The 22,587-nt window shown below is 45.5% G+C and carries 16 protein-coding genes, 1 tRNA gene and 1 pseudogene; 8 read left to right on the top strand and 10 right to left on the bottom strand.

Annotated features, from left to right (window positions below; genetic code table 11):
* A partial coding sequence (locus tag DA100_RS19580; RefSeq protein ID WP_138973662.1) for an ISAs1 family transposase occupies positions 1–979 on the top strand: 979 nt, incomplete at its 5' end.
* Here the strand turns inward: DA100_RS19580 and DA100_RS19575 are convergent.
* The 3 genes and pseudogenes from DA100_RS19575 to DA100_RS19565 form a co-directional block, all read right to left on the bottom strand.
* Positions 980–1,232: pseudogene (locus tag DA100_RS19575) on the bottom strand (hypothetical protein); the annotation flags it as partial.
* A gap of 148 nt (positions 1,233–1,380) precedes the next feature.
* The gene (locus DA100_RS19570) at positions 1,381–1,701 is read right to left on the bottom strand and encodes a DUF4144 family protein (RefSeq protein WP_138973661.1); all 321 of its coding nucleotides are present in this window, start codon (positions 1,699–1,701) and stop codon (positions 1,381–1,383) included.
* 294 nt (positions 1,702–1,995) lie between these two features.
* Positions 1,996–3,207 (bottom strand): MFS transporter, encoded by a 1,212-nt coding sequence (locus DA100_RS19565; protein WP_138973660.1) that lies wholly within the window; start codon positions 3,205–3,207, stop codon positions 1,996–1,998.
* A 91-nt stretch (positions 3,208–3,298) separates the two neighbouring features.
* Here DA100_RS19565 and DA100_RS19560 point away from each other — a divergent pair, with 91 nt between their 5' ends.
* Positions 3,299–5,005, top strand: a complete 1,707-nt coding sequence (locus tag DA100_RS19560; protein WP_138973659.1) for an ABC transporter substrate-binding protein — start codon at positions 3,299–3,301, stop codon at positions 5,003–5,005.
* A gap of 177 nt (positions 5,006–5,182) precedes the next feature.
* On the opposite strand, the gene DA100_RS19555 is transcribed toward DA100_RS19560, so the two are convergent.
* Positions 5,183–5,257: transfer RNA gene (locus DA100_RS19555), tRNA-Gly, on the bottom strand.
* Positions 5,258–5,494: 237 nt separating this feature from the next.
* On the opposite strand from DA100_RS19555, the gene DA100_RS19550 reads away from it, so the two are divergent.
* The gene (locus tag DA100_RS19550; RefSeq protein ID WP_138973658.1) at positions 5,495–6,343 is read left to right on the top strand and encodes a hypothetical protein; all 849 of its coding nucleotides are present in this window, start codon (positions 5,495–5,497) and stop codon (positions 6,341–6,343) included.
* A 30-nt stretch (positions 6,344–6,373) separates the two neighbouring features.
* Here DA100_RS19550 and DA100_RS19545 read toward each other — a convergent pair whose 3' ends face one another.
* The 3 genes from DA100_RS19545 to DA100_RS19535 form a co-directional block, all read right to left on the bottom strand.
* Positions 6,374–7,732: a sensor domain-containing diguanylate cyclase gene (locus tag DA100_RS19545; RefSeq protein ID WP_240800971.1), complete on the bottom strand. Its 1,359-nt coding sequence runs from the start codon at positions 7,730–7,732 to the stop codon at positions 6,374–6,376.
* A gap of 143 nt (positions 7,733–7,875) precedes the next feature.
* Entirely contained in the window at positions 7,876–9,876 is a 2,001-nt protein-coding gene (locus DA100_RS19540) for a methyl-accepting chemotaxis protein (protein ID WP_138973657.1), read from the bottom strand.
* A gap of 162 nt (positions 9,877–10,038) precedes the next feature.
* Positions 10,039–10,578, bottom strand: coding sequence for a DUF3332 domain-containing protein (locus DA100_RS19535; protein WP_138973656.1), 540 nt, complete (start codon positions 10,576–10,578; stop codon positions 10,039–10,041).
* Positions 10,579–11,146: 568 nt separating this feature from the next.
* Between DA100_RS19535 and DA100_RS19530 the strand changes: the two genes are divergently transcribed.
* The 4 genes from DA100_RS19530 to DA100_RS19515 all read left to right on the top strand — a co-directional run bounded on the left by DA100_RS19530 (position 11,147) and on the right by DA100_RS19515 (position 16,398).
* Positions 11,147–12,697 carry an alanine/glycine:cation symporter family protein gene (locus DA100_RS19530; protein WP_138973655.1) on the top strand — a complete coding sequence of 517 codons (1,551 nt, stop codon included), beginning with the start codon at positions 11,147–11,149 and terminating at the stop codon, positions 12,695–12,697.
* 488 nt (positions 12,698–13,185) lie between these two features.
* A complete protein-coding gene (gene pdhA / locus DA100_RS19525) occupies positions 13,186–14,289 on the top strand; it encodes a pyruvate dehydrogenase (acetyl-transferring) E1 component subunit alpha (protein ID WP_138973654.1) in 1,104 nt (367 codons plus the stop codon).
* Complete coding sequence (locus DA100_RS19520) at positions 14,282–15,265, top strand: alpha-ketoacid dehydrogenase subunit beta (protein ID WP_138973653.1); 984 nt, start codon at positions 14,282–14,284, stop codon at positions 15,263–15,265. The genes pdhA and DA100_RS19520 overlap by 8 nt, the downstream gene beginning before the upstream one ends.
* The gene (locus DA100_RS19515) at positions 15,262–16,398 is read left to right on the top strand and encodes a dihydrolipoamide acetyltransferase family protein (RefSeq protein WP_138973652.1); all 1,137 of its coding nucleotides are present in this window, start codon (positions 15,262–15,264) and stop codon (positions 16,396–16,398) included. The genes DA100_RS19520 and DA100_RS19515 overlap by 4 nt, the downstream gene beginning before the upstream one ends.
* Before the next feature lie 56 nt (positions 16,399–16,454).
* Here the strand turns inward: DA100_RS19515 and DA100_RS19510 are convergent, their stop codons facing one another.
* On the bottom strand, positions 16,455–17,417 hold the full coding sequence (locus DA100_RS19510) for an FAD-binding protein (RefSeq protein ID WP_138973651.1): 963 nt from the start codon (positions 17,415–17,417) through the stop codon (positions 16,455–16,457).
* A gap of 10 nt (positions 17,418–17,427) precedes the next feature.
* The gene (locus DA100_RS19505) at positions 17,428–18,180 is read right to left on the bottom strand and encodes an electron transfer flavoprotein subunit beta/FixA family protein (protein WP_138973650.1); all 753 of its coding nucleotides are present in this window, start codon (positions 18,178–18,180) and stop codon (positions 17,428–17,430) included.
* A 110-nt stretch (positions 18,181–18,290) separates the two neighbouring features.
* On the opposite strand from DA100_RS19505, the gene DA100_RS19500 reads away from it, so the two are divergent.
* Entirely contained in the window at positions 18,291–19,949 is a 1,659-nt protein-coding gene (locus DA100_RS19500; protein WP_138973649.1) for an electron transfer flavoprotein-ubiquinone oxidoreductase, read from the top strand.
* A 27-nt stretch (positions 19,950–19,976) separates the two neighbouring features.
* On the opposite strand, the gene DA100_RS19495 is transcribed toward DA100_RS19500, so the two are convergent.
* On the bottom strand, positions 19,977–22,544 hold the full coding sequence (locus DA100_RS19495) for a DUF294 nucleotidyltransferase-like domain-containing protein (RefSeq protein ID WP_138973648.1): 2,568 nt from the start codon (positions 22,542–22,544) through the stop codon (positions 19,977–19,979).
* Between the last annotated feature and the right edge of the window lie 43 nt (positions 22,545–22,587).

The following is a 22,587-nucleotide window of genomic DNA, read 5'->3' as shown; positions in this document are numbered from 1 at the left end:
TGAGTGGTTTAAACGTAATGGTATGTTTGTTAATGATATTCCTGCCGATGATACGATTGCTCGCATTATCTCTAAGATAGAACCAGAGCCCTTTCATACTTGCTTTATAAACTGGATGTCAGCAGTACATTCCCTTACTGAGGGGCAAGTCGTTGCGATTGATGGTAAAACACTTCGGGGCTCCTACAACCGAGATGACCGATCTAGTACTATCCATATGATTAGCGCCTACGCTTCGTCCAATAAGCTCGTACTTGGACAGCTCAAAACAGAAGAAAAGAGCAACGAGATCACAGCAATACCTGAGCTCATCAAACTTCTTGATATCAAAGGCGCTCTAGTCACAATTGATGCGATGGCATGCCAAACGGAAATAGCCAAAACTATCATCGAACAAGATGCTAACTACTTACTTGCGGTTAAAAATAATCAAGGAAAGTTACGCAAAGCAATAGAGCAGGCTTTTGCAAAACAACGAGTATCAAAGCCCAAAAATATCAAAATCGAGCAGGGTCACGGCCGTATTGAAGTCCGTCAAAGCTATGTGTTAAGCAGTGAAACGCTCGAAGGTAACTTCTCTCGTTGGAAAGGATTAAAATCGGTCATTATGGTGGAAAACTTCCGTTACCATAAAGGCAAAGTAGCAGAGCTAGAGTATCGATACTACATCAGCTCAAAGCAATTGAGTGCGGAGCAAGCGGCAAGCGCAGTAAGGGAGCACTGGGGTATCGAGTCAATGCACTGGGTCTTAGATGTGACGATGGCTGAGGATGCCTGCCAAATCAATAAAGACCACGGAGCCGAAAACCTAGCTTGTCTGCGCCATATAGGGTTGAATATGTTGCGCACAGAGCCGACTAAACTCAGTATCGTTGGAAAACAGAAGCGTTGTATGATGAACACAGCGATGCTAGAGGCGGTCTTGAGTGAAGGCCTAAACGCGGTGGGTAAAAATCAAACACTCATGCGGTCGCCCTGATACTCCTGCCCCTTTAAAATTCGCGGCTCTTGATTTTGGGCTAAAGCCAGCTTGCATTGCTTTAAATGAGTTGAGCGGGTATTTTTTCCGTTCATGTTGATACGAGTACCATTCACAAACGCATATTTGAGGACTCTTCCATTCTGATCTGTGCCGTTAAACGCCACAAACGTTTTGCCTTTGCTCTCAACCAAATCCGCTTTAACGCCCATATCACCAAACTGCTTGGCAATTGAAACTAGTTGGCGTTCCAACGGTGACGGCATTGTTAAACATGTGCTTACCAACTTGAAGAAACGTTCGACGTACTCGCAAGCATAAGCAATTGATTTGTTATCAACAAACTCAACGGACAAACCCTAGGCAAAAGGTCACATAATCGACAATTGAGGAAAGTTCGACTATTTACCCAATGAGAGCGACTGAATCGCTTCTGCAACAGATGAAAACTGAATTTTTGTAAGACACATTTCCGCTTTCGAAAATTCATGCTCTTGAACCAATTTGGTAACTTCCGGCAAAGTTAGCGGAGCTCCTTGAGCTTCAAACACATAACCATCACCTTCTACGCTGAGCACGAAGCACTGCCCACTACTATCTATCAGAAGGTCTGAAGCATCCCAGATTAACCCCTCCAACTCAGCGACTAAATACGGCTCAGAGTCCAAATATATTAGTTCCGAATCACCCTCTAATTTGAACAAACAAGGCCAAATAACCATTTTCCATCCCGTAAACATAACCAATGATATGGACTCCCTCTCCTCTCCCTGACACTCCGCGTGCCATACTGATTCAGTACACCGCGAAGAACTGGAGGTTATCACGCCCTACATTTAAACTATCGGCGTCGCTCTCTGAGAGTAAAGCTCATTAATCTTCTTTCCATATAAAAGTGCTTTAGGGGTCATAACCAAAAGTACGCGAAGTAGCTAAGGTTAATGCCCCGTTTTGTTAGTGCGAGTCACGTCTATTGCCACCAATGATGATGTTCAACTTTATCACCAATTTTGCTGTTAACGAATAGAACGGACGCTGGTCGTCATTAACCAAAATGCTGTTAATAGTTGTGTGGCAAAGCATCCGACGAACAACCACTCAATACCAATCAATGATGTTATATAGCCCGAACCAGCAAGGCCAAATGGCATTAGAAGTTTGAAGAGCGAGCCCGTTATACCGTTTACTCGGCCGAGAATGCTGATATCAAAGGCTTCTTGGCGGTAACTCCAAACACAGATGCTGCTATATAAACCCACAGCGGATACCCAAAAGAACCCAGCAATAAGCGCTGTTTGATTCTCCATTACCAGTGGAATAACAAACCCGATCGATTCAAGTACAATCGAGATAATGAGAAGCCATCCCAACCCCCATTTCTTACGTAGTTTATCGGCACTGAATGTACCAATGAGACCACCAAGACCAGAAGCAACGATCAGATAACTCACTCCTACAGCATTCAACCCTAAATCTGCCTTGGCATAATAGATAGCTTGAATCCAAAATACCGCGCCTGTTGTGTTAATGACCATTACAGCAAGAGTGATCAGCCACATATTCTGTTCATTACGTAGTGCTTGCCAACCTTCTTTTATGGCACTGAAAGTGCTTTGTTGGTCTTTGTTGATGGGTGTTTTTACCTCGAGTCTTTTGACCTGCCAAAAAGCCAGTAACATCAAAAGTGCTACGCCGATGAAGACGTTATGAATGGCCGCCAATAACATGATGGCTCCCGAGAGTACAGGCCCTACGGTTTCCATAAAACTGCCCAAGGAGCTCATTCGAGCTGTTGCTACATTCTGAGTGTCATGTGAAAGCGCGCTTTTCTGAATCGACATCCGCGCATTATGGTAGCCGTAGTTAAATGCCATCATTAAGAACGCGCACGGGAACAGAACCCATAATGGATCTTCAAGGAACTCAACTGCGAAGAAGGACGTGAGCACCGTTACCGCTTGACCGAGTAACATCGCCAGCGACCACTGCTTTTTATCACAGCGATCGACCCACACGCCAATAAAAAGAGCCAGTAATAGATTGGGTAGAAACTCAACGGCTCTCATCCAACCCATCCACTCAGAAGATTGGGTCAGTTCATACACCAACAACGGTAATGCAAGTGCGTAGATTTGGCTCGCAAAGCTCACAAACAGAGCACTGCTAAACAGTGTAACAAAGGTTTTATTCTTCCAGATGGAGCCATGAGACTCAGCTAACGTATTCATCTAAATGTCCTTTTTATTTTCGGTAACGCGGCTATTATTTGAAAATAAAAGATGAAGAAAAATAGAAATATAATTTTAGGATTTCACCTTTATGCGTTATTGGTTAGCTTTGGTATTTTTGCGAGACTTTGGGTTTGAGATAGGTCGATGGACACCGATTTCATTGAATGACGTAACGAAAGCGTTGAACTGCACACGTCGCAATGCTCAGTTGGTCATCAAAAGGCTGGTGGAAGAATCGATCATTGATTGGAAGTCGGGTGTTGGAAGAGGTAATTTGCCTCAGCTTCTCCTTAAAGAGCCGGTACATACAACATTAAGCGTACAAGCTAAGTTTTGGATGAATGAGGGAAAAACCGAACAGGCGTTGAAGCTAATCAGAAGCAAAGATCGTGATCAGTTTATTGCCGATTACGTTAGTCAATATCAACAGCAAGATAACGATCAGGACATTCTCCAAATCCCTTTTTATCGAGCGACACATAGTTTGATCCCCTATGAAATATCAAGGCGTACTGAGCAACATATCGCGAATTACCTCTATGCCAATCTGCTACGTTTCAATAAGGACACTGGCCAGTTGGAGGGGGATCTAGGGCAAACTTGGGAGCATACAGGAGATACGCTGAAGGTCCGACTGCGTAAATCACTTAAGTTCTGGGACGGCTCAGCACTTACTGCATTTGATGTGAAGGAATCCTTTGAGTCGATCATCTCGTCAAACTCGGTGAGTCGAGGTCTGTTCAAGCTCATTGATGAGTTTTCTGTGGTCGACGAGTACACCTTACGAATTCGTTCCAAACGTTTGTCTCACTATCTGCCAAAGTTGATGGCGAATAGTGCGTTGTCGGTTTCCAAATTGAACAGCGACGGCTCGATAGTCGGAAGTGGATCGTTTCGATTAGCAGAGCAAACCAACTACCGAACGCTAATGACTGCTTCCACTCATTATCATGGTTATCGACCTTGGTTAGATGGCGTAGAAATCTGGAACATGGGCTTGTCTGCAAAGGACTTTCAAATGAATTGCGATATTGTGCATGGCAGTTCAGCTGCGGATATTTCCGATGCATTCACACAGGTACAACAGTGGGAAGAGGGCTGTATCTACGTCTGTTTAAACAGTGCAAACAACGCATGGATGAGGTTAACAAAACATCGTCGATACATCCAAAAGTTGCTGCAATCTTTGCCAATGAACGGTGTGAGAGACACTGTGATTTATCGTCGAGCCTCAGGTATGACAAGCCTTGAGCCCTTTAAATTAGGCAAAAAAGTGGACTTATCTTCCGTAAATCAGGTGCCGCTTGAGGTGTTAACTTATCAGTTGCCTGGGCATATTGAAGCTGCTGAAAACATCACTGAGCTGCTGTGTCAGCATGGTTTAGATTCATACCTTACCGTGCTTCCATACCCTGAGTTTGACCAAGTAGCGCGACAATCGAAAGCGGATATTATTGTTTCTGGTGAGGTGTTTGATGAACATAAAGAGAGTTCTTGGCTTGGATGGCTGTTGTGCACAAACACCTTGACGGCGAGCCTGAATAAGCAATCAAAGCCTTGGTTCGAACAACAAGTATTTGATAATTTGGCTCAATCAGATGAAAGTAAGCGTGTTCAAGGTTATCAGCGAATTGAACGCGAGTTGATTCGAAAAGCGATTTATATGCCCCTGTTTCAATGCGCACAAGACATGAGAATCTCTGATAAAGTGAATGCGATGGATCTTCTTACTAATGGCTGGATCGACTTCAATCAGGTTGTTTTTAGGGGCGAACAACGCAACGACCTTACCTAACGCACTTCTTTTGGATAGCCAAAGTTAACCCATTGAGAGGGAAAGTAAAAACGAGAATAGTAGGTAGAATTACAATTTCGAAAAATGTACATCGTGACACCTTGTCGTATCACTGCCAATTGGAATTGCTAAAAATTGATGTAAATCTTTGAAATTATTGAAATTATTGAAGAATTTTGGAGCGTACTGCGGGAATCGAACCCGCATCATCAGCTTGGAAGGCTGAGGTAATAGCCATTATACGAAGTACGCTTTGCGTCGAAGACCTAGTTAATATGCCACATCTGACTGAAAAGAAAACCTTTTTTTTGGAGTTTGCGTTCAAGTGGACAGTTAAGCATCAATGTGAGTGGTTTTTCCTCATTTTTGTCTCTTCAAGCGGTTATCCAGTCCAGAAATAATCACATTTGATTATAGAAACCTTTACTCATTTCATCGCTTCTTTGCTAATGTTAAACCTTAGTAAACAGCGATTTAAAGGGATCTTCTATGCGCGTTTTTGTTCTATTGCTTTTTGGATTGTTGAGCCTGTCTCTACCAGTACAGGCTGAAAAACCCGCTTATTCAGACTCGGAGTTATTAGACCGCCCGCTCATGGAGCGTTATATTCTCGATGAATTAAAAGCCCTGCGTCAGGATCAGCAAGATTTAGAGCGTAAACTTGTTATTCAAATGACTGACCGCGAGCTGGCCGTTGCAGATAAGTCCCTCAACTACGCCAACGTCACCGTCACCTATTTCTTTTATATCATCGCCGGTGTCGCCTCACTGATCGCCTTTGTGGGCTGGCAATCGCTGCGCGAGTTTAAGCAAAACACCAAACAGATGGCCGATAAACGTCTGGAATCAATTGCCGAAGAGTACGAAAAGAAATTCAGTGCCCTTGAGCGAGATTTAAAACGCAAAACTCGTATCATTAGTGAAAACAACAAAGAAATTGAGCGCATCAATGAAATTCATAACCTGTGGCTGCGCGCACAAAGTATGCCTACCGCCGAACAGCGAATCGATGTCTATGATGAGATCCTGACCATCCGTCCTGGAGACTTGGAAGCACTAACCTATAAAGCGGATGCGGCGATGGAGATCAAGGAGTACAACTGGGCACTGAGTTTATGTAATCGAGTTCTGGAATTGGATACCAGTAACGGCCCGGCGCTGTATCAACGTGCCTGTGCGTTTTCTCGTTTAAGCATTGAGGAACAGGCAATTGAAGATTTGGAGCATGCTATCAACGCGAGTCCATCAATTCGAGAACTGATCAATACTGAGCCTGATCTGGAAGGGCTACACGGTAACCCACGTTTCGATGCCCTGCTCAATCAGTCATCAGAATAATCCTATCTATCATAGAGGCTAGAATGTCGCTTATGGGTAACAGATCGCGGTGACGCGGTCTTTACCTTCAATCTTTGACTGATACATCAGATGATCTGCATCCGATAGGGTGATTTCACCATTGTTGGTTGAATAGTGGGCACAACCTAAGCTCACTGAAGTCTGGAGCTCACCCTCGTCAAGAACCGATAACTCGCGCACGCTGGCGCAGATATTTTCCGCAATATCAACGACTTTGCCGAACTCCAACTCACATATCACAACGGCGAACTCCTCTCCGCCAATACGACCAATCAGTCCCTGCTCAGGGACAATGGCATTAGCGGCCAACGCGACCTTTCGGATCACCTCATCTCCGGTAGAATGTCCGTATCTATCATTGACCTTTTTGAAGTCATCAATATCAAAAATCATCAAGGTTACGGGTCCTTCACATGCCAGACGTTGCTTTAACTCGGAGACAAAGTGACGGCGGTTACTTAACCCCGTCAGCTGGTCCGTCTCTGATAATGTCTTTAACTCGCGGTTTGCTTGCTCCAGAGCTTTCGTTTTCACCTTCACCGTAATATTGAGTGCAACAATATAGCCGAAGGTAAAGATCCCAATGGCCAAAGCGGCGAGTGGGACTAAATAGTCAGGATAGACGGTACTGATGTACATCCAGCGATTGAAGATCTTCTGTTTATCTTCAACACCAAACGAGTTGATACCTTGTGAAATTCGTTGTTGTAGCGCTGTATTCCCTTCAGCCACTGCCGCCCTTAACTCGCCAGAATAGAGATGGCGAACCCCAATAAATTTCGGGGCTTTTTGAGATGTGTGGATATAGAAGTTAGCCACTTGTAGGTCTGCAACAAACGCATCAAGATCACCCGCAAACGCAGATTCGATCATCTGTTTGTTATTGGCAAAGCTAACCAGATTGAGATTCGGAAAATGCAGTTTGGTGAACTCTTCCTCATAACCGCCCGCAACAACCCCTACCTTATTGTCGTGCTTAGAGAGCATGAATTCATCTAGACTAGAGCCTATATGCTCTTGACTGATAAAAAGCTGAGTGTCGATAGACATAATGCCAGCGGTAAAGTCTAGGTAGCTGTCTCGTCCTTCGGACCATAGCAAACCCGCATGTACATCTGCGCGGCCATCCTTTACGGCTTCGAGTGATGATTGCCAGTCCAACAAAAGAAACTCAACGTCTATATTGTTCTTGTGACCAAACTCCTGCCAATACTCAATCAATATACCGTCAGGCTGACCTTCTTGATTAATAAATGAGAAGGGTTTCCATGCTTTTGAGTTAGCCACAACAAGCTTTTGCGGCGATTCAGCTTGCCCCCAAGAAGTAAAACTCACTAGAACCAATACACTAATAAAAAATCGAAGCACTTCCATCCTTACCATTAAGCTGACTGTTACGACTATTAAGCTATAGACCATATATCGAGGTTGGTATAGATAGTACTTTGATCAATTTCATCAATTATGATTATTGTTAAGTAATTCGCGTCAAATCTCACTAATTCAACAAATTAGCTTATTTTAAACTGTCCCATCTCATTGTTAAGTTCGTTCACTTGAGTCCGAACCTGACTCGATATATCGGAAGAGGAATTGGATATCTTCGCGACGTCCTCAACGGATAAGATGACCTCTTCCATTAAGCTCTGTATTTCGTCGGTCGCTAACGACTGTTGCTGAGCAGAACTCAATAACTCTTTCATCTGTTGGTTAAGCACTTCAATTTGATCCGTGGTTGAGTTGAGTGTCCCATACGCCAGTTCGGTATGTTCCGCACCTTCGCGAGCTAAATCCTTACTCTTGTCAATTTCGTTGACAACGGCTCTCGTCGAAGTTTGGATCGCGTTAACGATGTTGTTGATTTCTGTAGTCGATTCTGTGGTGCGCATAGCGAGTAATCGAACTTCGTCGGCAACCACAGCAAAACCTCGACCATATTCCCCTGCCCTTGCAGCTTCAATCGCCGCATTTAGCGCGAGCAAATTCGTTTGTTCCGCTAAACCTTCAATCACCTCGGTAACCCGGCCAATCGCTTCACTTTCTTTGCTGAGCTCATCCACCTGATCACTCGCTTTTTCTATTGTTGTGTGCAGCAAACCTACAGTATTTTTATTGAGATCCAACGCTTGTGAACCACGTTCGATCTGTTGTTTCGATTGAAGCAAATTAGTCACCGACTGCTCTGCTTGTATTGCAGTGTCGTTGGCAGACTGGCTCACGTCACTCACTTGCTGGCCAACTAGTGCCATAGTCGCCTTCTGACGTTCGACCTGAGAAACCGTCGCGTCGTTGGCGTCGAGCAATGACTTCATACTATCGCTGACGGTGTTCGCTTTAGTCATGACACCTTTTACTATACTGGCGAGCTCATCATTCATTCGATTGATCGAATGCATCAAACTGGCCAGCTCGTCGCTACCTTCAATTTCTAGCGAAGCTTGAGATACATCACCATCAGCGATGGACTCGGCACGTTTGGACACAATCGACACACGACGACCGATGTTTTTGCCCATGAGGTGGGCAGTCGTTACCGATACGATCACGACCAGAGCAATCGAGCCAACCAGCAAACGAATGACATTCGTGACTGAGCTAAAGATCCCTTGCCCACTCGCATCAGCTTGAGCTTGCTGCTGGTTGATCACCGCCTCGAGGCTAGCATCAAGTTGCTGTACAGCAGGAACCAGCTCGTTTGCCATCTTCTGATTTGCGATGTTCCAGTCGTTCGATTTACGAAGATTCACTACCTGATCCGCTAAGGGAAAATAGAGCTGTTGCATCTCTTTGAACAGTGACCATAGTCCTTGGTCACTGCTAGATAGCAAATCGGTCTTAGACTCGATTTCATCTACAGATTTGGCGTGGATGTTTAGAAATTCTTGATACTTGTCGAGATGGTCTTGGCTACCGTATTGAAGAAAATCTCGCATTGATGAAAGCGCGTTTGCTAACGAGGTATAGCTATCTGCATAGAGCCTGAATAGACGCTTACGCTCCCCACCCTCTTTATTCCCTGCTTCGTCATTGATTAAACCTTGCAGTTGATCGAGTGCGACCTCTGCGATAGGGGCGGCTTCAAAGATAAACAGTGAGTGAGCAGGAAGGTTTTCATCGCTATGGCTGAGCTCGGCGATTTCATTCAATGATTTGGTTACCACTGTCCATTGTGACATGACTCTTTGGTAGCTCTCTGCAACTAACAGCGTTTCTAATTGGGGGAGCGCTTCATCAACCTTGAGTATCGCTTGGGCTAAGTTGTCTCTCTGCTCAGCCCCCGTCATTTCATCCCCTCCAAGCAGCATGTACGCTCGTAGAGAAGAGACTGTAGCTTGGATAGATTGCTGAATGGAACGACCGGCATCTACGGTCGACAGATCACTCTCTAGCAACGAACGAGTCTGCGTATCGACAGTATTAATGCTGCGGAAGATTAAAAATGCGGAAACGATAAAAAGTACTGCAAGTGACAGAAAACTTAGCTGTAACTTCCCTGATATCGTGAGTTTCATCCATTAACTCCTATAGTAAGTTCAATGCTTACTATAGCGTCTTGCTCAATGTTGTTAAATAAATGTGTATCAATAAATTAAACTTTTGTATGAGCCGGTCGGTAAGTGCAAAAAAAAAGTCCCCGCTAAGCGAGGACTTCGAAATACGATATAACAGGGCTATTAAATATTTGCCGCTGCTACGTAATTCGTTAGCTCATCATTAGAGACTGTCGTGATGTACTGGTCATCTAGGTAGAAGGCTACGCTATCTTGCGACTTTTCACCACGAAGTACTTGTTGAGTACCATCAATGTATGAAATGTCCATCTGCATTGTGTTTTCGTCGATTTGCTGCATCGTTGCTTTTTCGATGTTTGCGTTGTTCGACAAAGGAACATCTTTAAGTGAGCTGTCTAAATGGCCATTCACTTTGATGTAGTTTTTGGTCGGAGTGTCTACTACCGCTGGTGATTTACCAGAAATTGGGTTGGTACCTGTCCAAAACTCAATCGCGTTGAAGACGAATAGATCGACAGTACCAGCGATACCATAGACAGGTGAAAGAAGCAGGAACATACCTTCACGACCGTAGCGGTTATCTACCACTTCTAGGTTGAATTTTGACACAAGACCCGTCGTCGCCATTTGTCCCATACAACCAGTAAGAGAAGAAACTCCTAAGCCTACTACAATAGCCATTTTTAATACGTTAGTTTTCATGTATACCACCACTTAATCAAGAAGGCGCGCATCGTACTCTTGTTTTCGGCTAAATCAATCCATCACAATAGATATTTGACACAAAATTTACTATGTTAATCTTTTGTTTTAAATAGGTTATTTCCTATAGCACAATCTATATATAGTGGTGTGGCAATACCCAACCCGCCCTCTATAGTGATCGCGCTGCTCAGATTTAGGCTCGATAACATTTTGTTTCAGAATGCAGTACAAATAATCTGCAAAATCGGGGGTTAGCCTCATCTACCACTGTTCAAATAGTAATCAGACAGTTTTATATATTCGCCCAAACCGCAAAATATCCGACCAAAATAGCCAATTATATCTTTATATAAAATCCAGATTTTTACCAAAAGCAGTGAATAAGTTCAAAATAAGCCTAACTGGTTAGTAAAAATCAGAATTGTTTGCTAGATCAACTTTTCCGTCAAAGATGTTGCGTGCTTATTTATTAAATGAATAATAGGCAACGTTACACAAATGTAACAAAACACAACACAATATAAGTATTATTTATAAAAACACCCATTTCACAGGCAGGAAAAGCATGACAAAGCGTATTTCGCTAGCCATATTGGCGAGTATATTTGCAGGTAGCGCTGCAGCATCCAACTTGGATGACAAAATCAACGAAGTCGTTGCACCTATCGTTAACCCTTTTGTAGGAATGATCTTCTCGACTATTCCGTTCCCTTTTAGTGACGTACAGGTGCCGTGGATTGTTCTTTGGTTAGTTGTTGCAGCAACTTTCTTCACAGTCTACTTAGGCTTCATTAACGTGCGTGGTTTTAAACACGCTATCGACTTGGTATCTGGTAAGTTCTCAGATCCAAAATCAAAACAAGATGGTGAGGTGTCTCACTTCCAAGCACTGACAACGGCTCTTTCGGGCACCGTAGGTTTAGGTAACATCGCTGGTGTTGCTGTGGCGGTGTCTATCGGTGGCGCTGGTGCGACATTCTGGATGATCCTTGCAGGCCTACTTGGTATGTCGAGCAAGTTTGTAGAGTGTGCACTTGGTGTTAAATACCGTAACACAAACCCAGACGGTTCTGTTTCTGGTGGCCCAATGTACTACCTAAGCAAAGGTCTGGCTAAACGTGGTAACGCCGCATTCGGTCGTACTCTTGCCGTTCTGTTCTCTGTGTTCGCAATCGGCGGTTCACTTGGTGGCGGTAACATGTTCCAAGCAAACCAAGCGTTCAAACAGGTTGTAAGTGTTACTGGTGGCGATGCTTCATTCTTTGCAGATAAAGGTTGGTTGTTTGGCCTAATCCTCGCTGTGGTCGTTGGTATCGTTATCATCGGTGGTATTAAGTCTATCGCTAAAGTGACTGAGAAGGTTGTTCCATTCATGGCAACCATCTACGTTGGTGCTGCTATCATCATTATCTTGATGAACTTTGATCGCATCGATGACGCATTCTCAGCAATCTTTAACGGCGCATTCACTGGTGAAGGTATTGCTGGTGGTGTAATCGGTGTTCTAATTCAAGGCTTCAAACGTGCGGCGTTCTCGAACGAAGCGGGTGTTGGTTCGGCGGCTATCGCTCACTCAGCGGTAAAAACAAAAGAACCAATGTCAGAAGGCTTTGTGTCGTTACTAGAACCTTTCATTGATACTGTTGTTATCTGTACTATGACGGCACTAGTTATCATCATCACAGGTTACCTAGACACAGATACAGGTCTAGCGGGTGTTGAACTAACGTCTGCGGCATTTGGTAGCGCAATTAGCTGGTTCCCTTACCTACTTGCTGTAGCAGTAATCCTATTTGCTTTCTCTACGATGATCTCTTGGTCATACTACGGTCTAAAAGCTTGGACTTACTTGTTCGGTGAGAGCAAAACTGCAGAAATCATCTTCAAAGTTAAGTTCTGTATCTTTGTTGTCATTGGTGCGGCAATGAACCTTGGTCCAGTTATCGACTTCTCAGATGCAATGATCTTTGCAATGGCTCTAGTGAACATTGTTGGTCTTTACATCCTAGTACCAGAAGTGAAACGTGACCTAGCGGATTACCTAGAACGTTTCAACGCAGGTAAAGTGTACAAAGCACAGCAACCAAAACAAAACCTAGCAGAGCAACCAGAATAATCTGACATTTCGCTCTAACTCGTTAAACAGCAGGCTTCGGTCTGCTGTTTTCGTTTAGATACACGGCTAAAAAACAGATATTTTGTATCTAAACTTGCAAACCAATCCTCTAGATCAAGCTCAATCACAAGTATAAATAACTAACTATTCATCCCGTCTTTGTTAATAAACGCGATTTTTCGCCACAACTCACGCAAGTGTAAGCCCAGCTTTACTACACAATAATCATTCTCAACACGCAACTTTTAACATCTTTGTTACACTTACCTTAAAGTGTAATGATTGAAATTGATCGCTGTTTTCATCTTTGTTTACAGGTGAAAAATACGCAGGTGGTGAATTCATCAGCAGGTTGTTTTAGTCACTAACTTAGAGATGTATGAAACTTAAGTATCTATCTGGGCTTTGATGTGCCGAAACATGGTCACTGAGTCAGACACCGTTGCTCCAAGTGCGATCCACTAATGAGTAACATAAAGGAGATAGTAATGAATGTTCAGACACTACCCATGTTACGCTTCATCGATCACGAAGGTAACGCGGTCAACCAACTTCCCGCATGGGCAGACTTAGCGACCCTAACCGATTTTTATAAAGATATGCTGCTCACCCGAACTTATGACAATAAAGCGGTGGCGCTTCAACGGACGGGGAAACTGGGGACTTACCCTTCCCATCTGGGTTCTGAGGCTTATGGTGTGGCAATTGGCCATGCGATGCATCCAAGAGATGTCTTTATTCCCTATTATCGCGATATGCCCGCAATGTGGGCACGAGGCATCGCGATGGAAAAGAACCTTCAATATTGGGGAGGCGATGAACGAGGCAGTGACTTTCATGTTGCGCCCCAAAGTGATACCCCAGAACCATGCCATGACTTACCTTTCTGCGTACCTATTGCGACTCAGTGCACCCATGCTGTTGGTGTTGCGGCAGCGCTGAAAATAGACAATCAACACCACGCAGCCCTCGTCACCTGTGGCGATGGCGCGACTTCGAAAGGTGATTTTCTTGAAAGCATCAATTGCGCTGGTGCTTGGAACCTGCCACTTGTGTTCGTCGTGAACAATAATCAATGGGCGATATCGGTACCCCGTGCGCTGCAATGTGCCGCTGATTTTCTCTCTGATAAAGCGCAAGGAGCTGGGATCCGTGGAATTACCGTCGATGGGAACGATGTTGTTGCTGTGCATGACACGGTTCTAGCGGCGTTAGATCGCGCTCGCAAAGGTAAGGGAGCGACACTAATCGAAGCCGTCAGTTACCGACTTAGTGATCATACCACCGCCGATGATGCGACGCGTTACCGGAGCGGTGACGAACTGAACCAAGCCTGGCTATATGAACCTGTTAAACGTCTCAAGACCTATCTGACTAGCCATGGCGCATGGAACGATAACCTTGAACAGGAGTGGCTCGTCTCGTGCAAACAGCAAGTCGAATTAGCAGTCGAACATTACCTATCTCTGCCACCTCAAGCGCCTGAAACTGCGTTTGATTTTCTTTATGAGCAAGCCCCCGTCGAACTGAATCAACAACGCGATGAGCTAATAAATAAAGCAATGCGCATGCAAGGAGGTAAACATGGCTGAACTCACCCTAGTCGAAGCGGTTAACCTTGCACTGCACTATGAAATGAGTCACGACTCTAGCGTCGTGGTTCTGGGCGAAGACGTCGGCGATAACGGTGGTGTATTCCGTGCCACCGTTGGCTTAAAAGAAAAATTCGGTCTTCGTCGTGTGATTGATTCCCCGCTTGCTGAAGCGCTTATTGGAGGTGTCGCAGTTGGCATGGCGAGTCAGGGCTTGCGGCCCGTTGCAGAATTCCAGTTCCAAGGGTTTGTCTTTCCTGCGTTGGAGCACCTTATGTGTCACGCGGCTCGCATGAGAAATCGAACACGTGGTCGCCTAACCTGTCCCGCCGTATTTAGGGCACCGTTTGGCGGTGGTATTCACGCTCCGGAACATCACTCTGAAAGTGTTGAAGCCCTGTTTGCTCACACTGCTGGGTTTAAAGTTGTCATCCCGTCTTCCCCACAACGCGCATATGGATTGCTATTAGCGGCGATTAGAAGCAACGATCCCGTTATGTTTTTCGAGCCAAAACGCATCTATCGTATTGTCAAATCTGATGTGATTGATAATGGAGAAGCGCTTCCCCTAGATACTTGCTTTACTCTGCGTAGAGGCAGAGACATTACTTTAGTGACATGGGGCGCTTGCGTTGTTGAGTCATTGCAAGCGGCACAAACCTTATCCTCGCAAGGAATTGAAGCGGAAGTCATTGATCTCGCCTCCATCAAACCTATTGATATGGATACCATACTATCATCGTTAGAAAAAACTGGCCGATTGCTCGTTGTGCATGAGGCCAGCAAAACGTGTGGCGTTGGGGCGGAGATTCTTGCTCGCACCGCGGAAAAAGCGATGTGTCTACTAAAAGCACCACCTAAACGTGTCACGGGATTCGATACCATAATGCCTTACTACCGTAACGAAGACTATTTTATGATTCATGAGCAAGACATCGTCTTAGCTGCACGTGAGCTTGTGGAGGGTTGGAAATGAAAACGTTTTTATTACCAGATCTTGGCGAAGGTCTAGCAGAATCCGAAATTGTCGAATGGCACATTAATGTTGGCGATTCGGTCGAGCTAGATCAAGTGGTGCTTACCGTTGAAACAGCAAAGGCGGTGGTGGAAGTACCGGCCCCCTACTCAGGCGTTGTGGTCAGTCGCCATGGTGAAGCGGGTGATGTGATAAACATCGGTGCACTGTTGCTCGAAATTGAAGAGCAACCTGAGTTAGTTGGCACCGTTGCGTCAAAACAGAAGCAACAAGACGCGGCCACTGTGGTTGGTAATGTATCGCAAACTACACACCATGTAGACGTTGACGATTTTTGGATCGGCAGCACTCACAGCCCTTCCACAGACGGACTGGTTACGGCGCTACCTTCAACACGCCTGCTGGCTAAAAAGCTCGGCGTAGACTTAAACACCGTCAGCGGTACCGGGCCGAATGGAATAATCACCGATAATGACATTTATGCCGAAGCGCGTAAGCAGAGTCCTGGCACTGAAGTGTTAAAAGGTGCACGTAGAACCATGGTGTCAACCATGTCTGAGTCGCATCACAGTGTCGCGGCAGTGACGATTACCGAAGAAGCGTCTCTGGCAAATTGGACAGCAGCGGAGGATATATCAGGGCGATTGATTCGTGCCGTTGTCTATGCCTGTCAGGAAGAACCGGCTCTGAATGCGTGGTTCGACGCAGAAACCATGACCCGCTGTGTCCATAGCCGAGTCAATATCGGTATTGCCGTTGACAGCAGTCACGGGCTCTACGTCCCCGTGTTGAAACACGCTGAGAGTTATGACGATAACGACATCCGAACATGGTTAAACGAAACCGTCCAAGGAATTAGAGAACGTAAAATTGGCCGAGACAGTTTACAGCATGCAACCATCACCCTCTCTAATTTTGGTGCCATTGCTGGCATTTTCGCCACGCCCGTTGTCTCACCACCTCAGGTCGCGATTGTTGGTGCTGGGCGTATCATCGAACGAGTGGTGATAAAAGATGGCGTTCCAGTTGCGGTTAAAGTCATGCCGCTATCGATTACTTTTGACCACCGTGCATGTACAGGCGGCGAAGCAGCAAGATTCACCAAGAAACTGGTTGAGCATTTGCAAAGTTAAACCATTAACTAACGCCGAATCTTTCGATTCGGCGTTTTTTTGGTTAAGCATTCGAATTAAGCGTCTATCTTTTCTATCAGTTCCGGTAATAGAGTAAACAAATCCCCCACCAGCCCATAGTCCGAAATTTCGAAAATAGGCGCATCAGGGTCGCTGTTAATCGCAACAATCACCTTGGAGTCTTTCATGCCTGCTAAATGCTGTATCGCCCCCGAAATGCCCACTGCGATATAGAGACGCGGTGCGACAATTTTGCCCGTCTGACCGACCTGTAAATCGTTAATAACAAAGCCCGCATCAACAGCCGCTCGTGAGGCTCCTATCGCCCCACCGAGCTTATCAGCCAAAGCTTCTACCATGGCAAAATTTTCCTTGCTGCCGACACCACGCCCACCAGAAACCACCACATCCGCATTGGATAATTCGGGGCGTTCACTTTGAATGTTGTCTCGGCTGATAAGCTCTGTTCCCTGACAATCTATCGTTAGGTCTAGATGCACAATTTCGACCGTGTTTGCCCCCTGAAGGGATATTTTTTCAAACGCAGTGCTTCTCACCGTCATGACTTTTAGATCATCATGGCTTTGTACTCGCGCTAACGCATTACCTGCGTATATCGGGCGCACTATCGTATCGCCACTTTCAATAGCAACCACGTCAGACATCATTCCAACCCCGAGCAGAGCCGCGATCCGAGGCATTATGTCTTTGCCAAAGCTCGACGACGAACAGAGCAAATAGCCATATTCAGAGGCACGACTCATCACCAATTGTGCGAGATTTTCACTTAGCTGAGATTGATACACTGGGCTATCTGCCACTAGCAACTCGTCGATTCCTTCACAACCACTGAGTTGATTGCAAATCTCATCACAAGGGTTCCCCGCCACCAATACGCTGATTTTTGCACCGGAAGAAAATCCTTTTAATTGCATCGCAGCAGTCAGCACAGATAATGTCGCCGCCGAGAGCGCATTATGATCATGCTCTGCGATAACTAATATATTGGCTTCGCTCATCACACACTCCTTATTCAATCACTTTGGCTTCATTTCTAAGTTTGTCGACCAAATCGGCGACGGTCGCAACCATGATTCCGGCTTCACGCTTAGGAGGAGCAAAAACCTCCAGCACAGTCTGAGTCGGCGAACAGTCAACATTCAAACTTTCAACGTTGACGATCTCTAATGGTTTACGCTTCGCCTTCATGATATTGGGTAGCGATGCATAACGTGGCTCGTTGAGTCTTAAGTCGGTACTTATGACGGCAGGCAGGGTTAACTTAAGCGTTTCCAGTCCACCATCCACTTCACGAATGACCGTCAGCTCATCATGAACAAGATCGATTTTGGATGCGAACGTCGCCTGAGGACACGCCATAAGACCGGCTAACATTTGCGCCACTTGGTTGTTGTCAGTATCAATAGACTGCTTGCCAACAATAACCAGCGGGGTCTGCTCTTTTTCTGCAAGCCGTTTGAGAATTCTTGCTACCGCGAGTGGCTGAAGCATCGTCTCACTGCTGACATGTATCGCTCTATCCGCGCCTAATGCGAGCGCACTGCGCAGCTGCTCTTGGCAATCATCAGTACCGATAGAGGTGACTATCACTTCACTTACCTTATCCACTTCTTTCATTCGAATCGCTTCTTCAACGGCGATCTCGCAGAAAGGATTCATTGCCATTTTAACGTTGTCGGTTTCTACACCCGATCCGTCAGCTTTGATACGTACCTTCGTGTACGGGTCAATTACGCGTTTAATCGCTACCAGAACTTTCATCGCAATCTCCGAAAAGCAAAGTGATAAATTGAGCTTAGTAAAGTTTACGTTTACGTCAACTGTAACTATATTTATTGCATGATGTTGAATCGCCGTGAAGGTTATGCAAGATGGAAAGAGAGAGTATGGACTTTGATGTCGTGATTGTCGGCGCTGGCCCCGCGGGACTTTCTGCCGCCTGTAGGCTGGCGCAATTAGCCTTGCAACATCAACAAACGCTGTCAATTTGTGTGGTAGAAAAAGGCGCTGAAGTCGGAGCACATATACTTTCTGGTGCGGTATTCGAGACCAGAGCGCTCGACGAACTCTTCCCAGACTGGCAGGTACAAGGTGCGCCTGTGACAACTCGCGTCTCCTCGGATCAATTTATCTACTGTACCAGCAAGGCAAACCATATCTCAGTACCACATTGGTTGACCCCACTTTCTTTGCGCAATGACCACAACAACTATGTGATTAGCCTAAGCAAGCTTTGCCGCTGGCTAGCGACTCAAGCAGAGAAGCTTGGGGTTGAGATTTTTCCGGGCTTTCCTGCGAGAGAAGTTTGCTACGACGAACAAGGGAATGTAACTGGCATTATCACGTCAGATATGGGACTCAACAAACAGCGAGAGCAAAAAAGCACTTTTCAAGCGGGGATTCAACTTAACGCCAAACAGACCATCTTTGCCGAAGGCGCGAGAGGCAGCTTAGGAAAAGAACTGATTAGCCACTTTAAGCTTGATAGAGTGAGTCAGCCACAACACTACGCGCTCGGTATCAAAGAGCTGTGGCGTCTAAAGGCCGATGACTCTCGTTTTAGTGCGGGCAAGGTAATTCACTCGACTGGATGGCCATTGAGCGAGTCAGATTCAAGCGGTGGCGGCTTTCTCTATCATCTCGAGGATCATTTAGTCGCCGTCGGTCTTATCACTGACCTCAACTATACCAACCCCTTTCTAAGTCCATTTGATGAATTTCAACGCATCAAACACCATCCTCAGTTTGCTCAGTTCTTGCAAGGAGCGGAGCGCATTGCCTATGGTGCAAGAGCCATTGCCAAAGGTGGGTTACTCTCTTTGCCCAAACAACAGTTCTGCGGTGGGCTACTGATTGGCTGTGAAGCAGGCACCCTTAACGCTGCCAAAATCAAAGGATGTCATACCGCCATGAAATCAGGCTTACTTGCCGCTGAAGCCGTGTTTGAAGCGATAGAACAGCAGCAGCAAGAAGCAAATTACGCACAACGGTTTACTGAGTCCTGGTTGTATGAGGAGTTGAACCAGAACCGTAACTTCTCTGGTGCCATTCATCGTTATGGAACATTATTTGGTGGCGCACTGACGCTGTTTGAGCAAAACATCTGGCAACGTCTAACGGGCACAGCACTGAGTTGGGATATTGGCGACCCACAAGCTGACTATGTCACCTTATACGAACGCTCTCGTTGTCATCCTATTCATTACGATAAACCCGACGGTCAGTTAAGCTTTGATAAGCCCTCTTCTGTGTATCTCTCTGCAACCATTCATGAAGAAGATCAGCCTTGCCATCTACTGCTGTCGGATCAACACATTCCAATAACCCATCATATGACCTTGTTCGATGAACCGAGTCAACGCTATTGCCCTGCGGGGGTCTACGAAATCGTCAATGTTGAAGGCCAGAGAAGACTACAAATCAACGCAGCCAACTGCGTTCACTGCAAAACCTGCGACATAAAGGACCCATCGCAAAACATTACGTGGGTTCCGCCCGAAAGTGGTGGTCCAAACTACACAGAGATGTGAATCGATTCCCTCACTTCCGTGTGTTGACTAACGTTCGTGGATGGCAAAGTCCATTGTCACTTTATCGTGGAAGATGCCGATTCGATTGAGGACATTGGTTAGGTTTTGTACCTCCAGCGGCGTAAGATCGTTAACAGCCAGTACATCGTTTACTCTGCGCAAATCACTGTATTCAACGATCTGGTTCATAAAACGTAGGTGCCAAATATGGTCGAAGATGTAGACCATTTCTCGATAGGTTTTTGAATCAATCTCCTGCGCATTGAGCAAGCCTTGTAATCTAATACGTGTATTGCACTCTCTGATGTCGTGCTTCAAAGCGTAGAGTCGACAGAAGATCTCCATCGGTCTTAGACACTCTTTGAGATTGATCGACATACATCCCTGCTTGCTCTCTGGATCATCATTGTAGGCAGGCAAAGGCACTTTATGCGAGAGGCAGTTTTGCGCATAGATGGGTAAAAACTCCGGATGTAAGACCAACAGCTGTTGAATATGTGACTGAATATCATCGACTAATGATGCGTCACCATACGTGGCCCGAATATCGAAAAAGACGTTCAACTCTAAAATGGTTTCTGGGGAGGCTTGCTCCACCCAACGGGTAAAGTTGTCCTGCCACTCTCTCTTACTCAGACACCACTGATGATTTGATGCCATGATCAATCCATCGCAGTAGCTATATCCTGCCTGATTGAGCATCGCGCAAACACTTTCACCTAAATGGAGGAAATAACGTCGTATCGCTTTCAGATCCTCATCGTCTGGTGTCTCAAACACGATGGCATTGTCCTGATCCGAAAACAGTGTCATATCGTGACGAGCATTGCTGCCAAACGAAACAAACGAGAATGGCACTGGCGGCGGCCCGATATCTTTAATTGTCAGTTCGACAAAACGACAAATAGCGGCATCGTAGGTACAACCAATCAAGCTACGCAAATGATCGGAGCGTGTGCCTGCGGCAATCATTTCACGAATCAGGTCTGTTAGCCTGTTCAAAGATTCAACCACATGGCTATGACTGTCACTACTCTCTATATCAGTAATGATACTGTTGCTCGTTTTACGATAATCACAACTCGGGTTTACCGAGCCGAAACTCGCCCCATACACTTTACGCACAATCGGGCGGAACGAAACAACATGACCAAGTTTTTCTGATAGGAAGATGCGTGAGGTACTCAAAATGATATCGATAGTACGGCCACTCTTCGTCACGATTTGGGCATCGAACTCGGCAGGCTCACTGTGATGATTGAACAGTTGTAGCAAGTGATTTAACACACGACGATTTTGTGGATGGTCGGAAAACAGCTCTTGCCAAATAGTGCGTGATTTGAGTTCCGTATCGGTATAACCCAATAGTTGGTGCAACCGAGTATTAGAAAATATTATCTTGCCATCAGCCTCAAGGATGTAGCCCTCATTTGACGACTCTACCAGCGCTTTATACCGGTTTTTTGCTTCGTGAAGTGCAATTTCGGCACGCTTTTTCTTCTTTTCAATCGCCTTTGACTGACCAATAACGTACAAGAGAATCACCACCAATCCGAGCGTAATGCCAACAAAAACTCGGTATAAGGTGCTCTCTAATTTATCTATCTCCTGCTCGACGTCTTGAAAATAGACGCCAGTGCCAATAATCCACTGCCACTCTTCAACGCCTTCGACGTAGGTCATCTTAGGCGCGGTGATCGACGCGTCATCCTTCCACTGCCATTGGTATTCGAGATAACCCTGCTGAGACGCTTTGACCAGTTTGACGATTTCGACAAAAATGGGGAAACCTGTACTGTTTTCACTTTCGTAGTAGTTGGTCAGGTCTTGGTTGGTTAAGTCACTCCTATAGGGGTGCATCACCATGTTGGGTTGCATATCTGTAATAAAGAAATAATCTTTATTTTCAGGCCCATAGCGCATCGCACGAATTTCCATCGCCGCCTTTTTCTGCGCTTCCTCGAGGCTGAGTATTCCACGCTGCTCTAAGTCAACATAGCTGTCGACGATACTCACCGCGGTTGACGTCAGCTCTTTTAGCATCTGGCGCTTTTGGTTGAGCATCGACTCTTCCACCAAAGGTAGAATGACATAGATAATTGCCGTGACAAACAGCGTAATCGCAACCACGGTAGGAACAACGATCCTTAGACTAAAGTTACTCAGCGTCGATTGATGTTCGCTCTGATGTGTACTCAAACCAACAAAGTAGTCGGCAAGCTCAGTTTCGTCCAATACCTCCGACAGATCTTGGTCATGACATGTGTCGTGATATTTTGCGGTAAACGAGTCGTTGGTAAAATCTGCGCGAGTGGGTAAATAGCCATGGTAATCGTCGCGAATATGCGTTTCTAACACGTTTTTAATCTGTTGAAGGGTATATCTGTCGCCAAACTCAGTAATCGCCTCTGTCAGCGCTTCTTTGCAGTGACGAAATCGTCTATGTGAATAGGGATCGAATTCTACCCCATCCGCCATGGTGTCACTGTGCTCTTCGCCATTGTAGTCAAAGAAGCCATCAATCCAGCGATGAATCTCTTCGGCTCTGACACCGTGCAGCTTCTCTGTACGGTCAGCATGTTCAGATATTTTCATTTGGTTTCAATTAACCCAATTTCATATTAATAAATTGTTAAAA

The sequence above is a fragment of the Vibrio sp. Hep-1b-8 genome, assembly GCF_006124995.1.
In the GTDB taxonomy this organism is placed as follows: domain Bacteria; phylum Pseudomonadota; class Gammaproteobacteria; order Enterobacterales; family Vibrionaceae; genus Vibrio.
The sequence above is the reverse complement of the archived record's forward strand: the minus strand, read 5'-3'. Positions and strand labels throughout refer to the sequence as shown.

Coding starts and splice junctions, on each gene's coding strand:
- DA100_RS19515 (WP_138973652.1), top strand. CDS start 15,262: ATGAAAACGTTTTTATTACCAGATCTTGGCGAAGGTCTAGCAGAATCC.
- pdhA (WP_138973654.1), top strand. CDS start 13,186: ATGAATGTTCAGACACTACCCATGTTACGCTTCATCGATCACGAAGGT.
- DA100_RS19570 (WP_138973661.1), bottom strand. CDS start 1,701: ATGGTTATTTGGCCTTGTTTGTTCAAATTAGAGGGTGATTCGGAACTA.
- DA100_RS19510 (WP_138973651.1), bottom strand. CDS start 17,417: ATGAGCGAAGCCAATATATTAGTTATCGCAGAGCATGATCATAATGCG.
- DA100_RS19500 (WP_138973649.1), top strand. CDS start 18,291: ATGGAAAGAGAGAGTATGGACTTTGATGTCGTGATTGTCGGCGCTGGC.
- DA100_RS19560 (WP_138973659.1), top strand. CDS start 3,299: ATGCGTTATTGGTTAGCTTTGGTATTTTTGCGAGACTTTGGGTTTGAG.
- DA100_RS19540 (WP_138973657.1), bottom strand. CDS start 9,876: ATGAAACTCACGATATCAGGGAAGTTACAGCTAAGTTTTCTGTCACTT.
- DA100_RS19535 (WP_138973656.1), bottom strand. CDS start 10,578: ATGAAAACTAACGTATTAAAAATGGCTATTGTAGTAGGCTTAGGAGTT.
- DA100_RS19565 (WP_138973660.1), bottom strand. CDS start 3,207: ATGAATACGTTAGCTGAGTCTCATGGCTCCATCTGGAAGAATAAAACC.
- DA100_RS19495 (WP_138973648.1), bottom strand. CDS start 22,544: ATGAAAATATCTGAACATGCTGACCGTACAGAGAAGCTGCACGGTGTC.
- DA100_RS19505 (WP_138973650.1), bottom strand. CDS start 18,180: ATGAAAGTTCTGGTAGCGATTAAACGCGTAATTGACCCGTACACGAAG.
- DA100_RS19530 (WP_138973655.1), top strand. CDS start 11,147: ATGACAAAGCGTATTTCGCTAGCCATATTGGCGAGTATATTTGCAGGT.
- DA100_RS19520 (WP_138973653.1), top strand. CDS start 14,282: ATGGCTGAACTCACCCTAGTCGAAGCGGTTAACCTTGCACTGCACTAT.
- DA100_RS19550 (WP_138973658.1), top strand. CDS start 5,495: ATGCGCGTTTTTGTTCTATTGCTTTTTGGATTGTTGAGCCTGTCTCTA.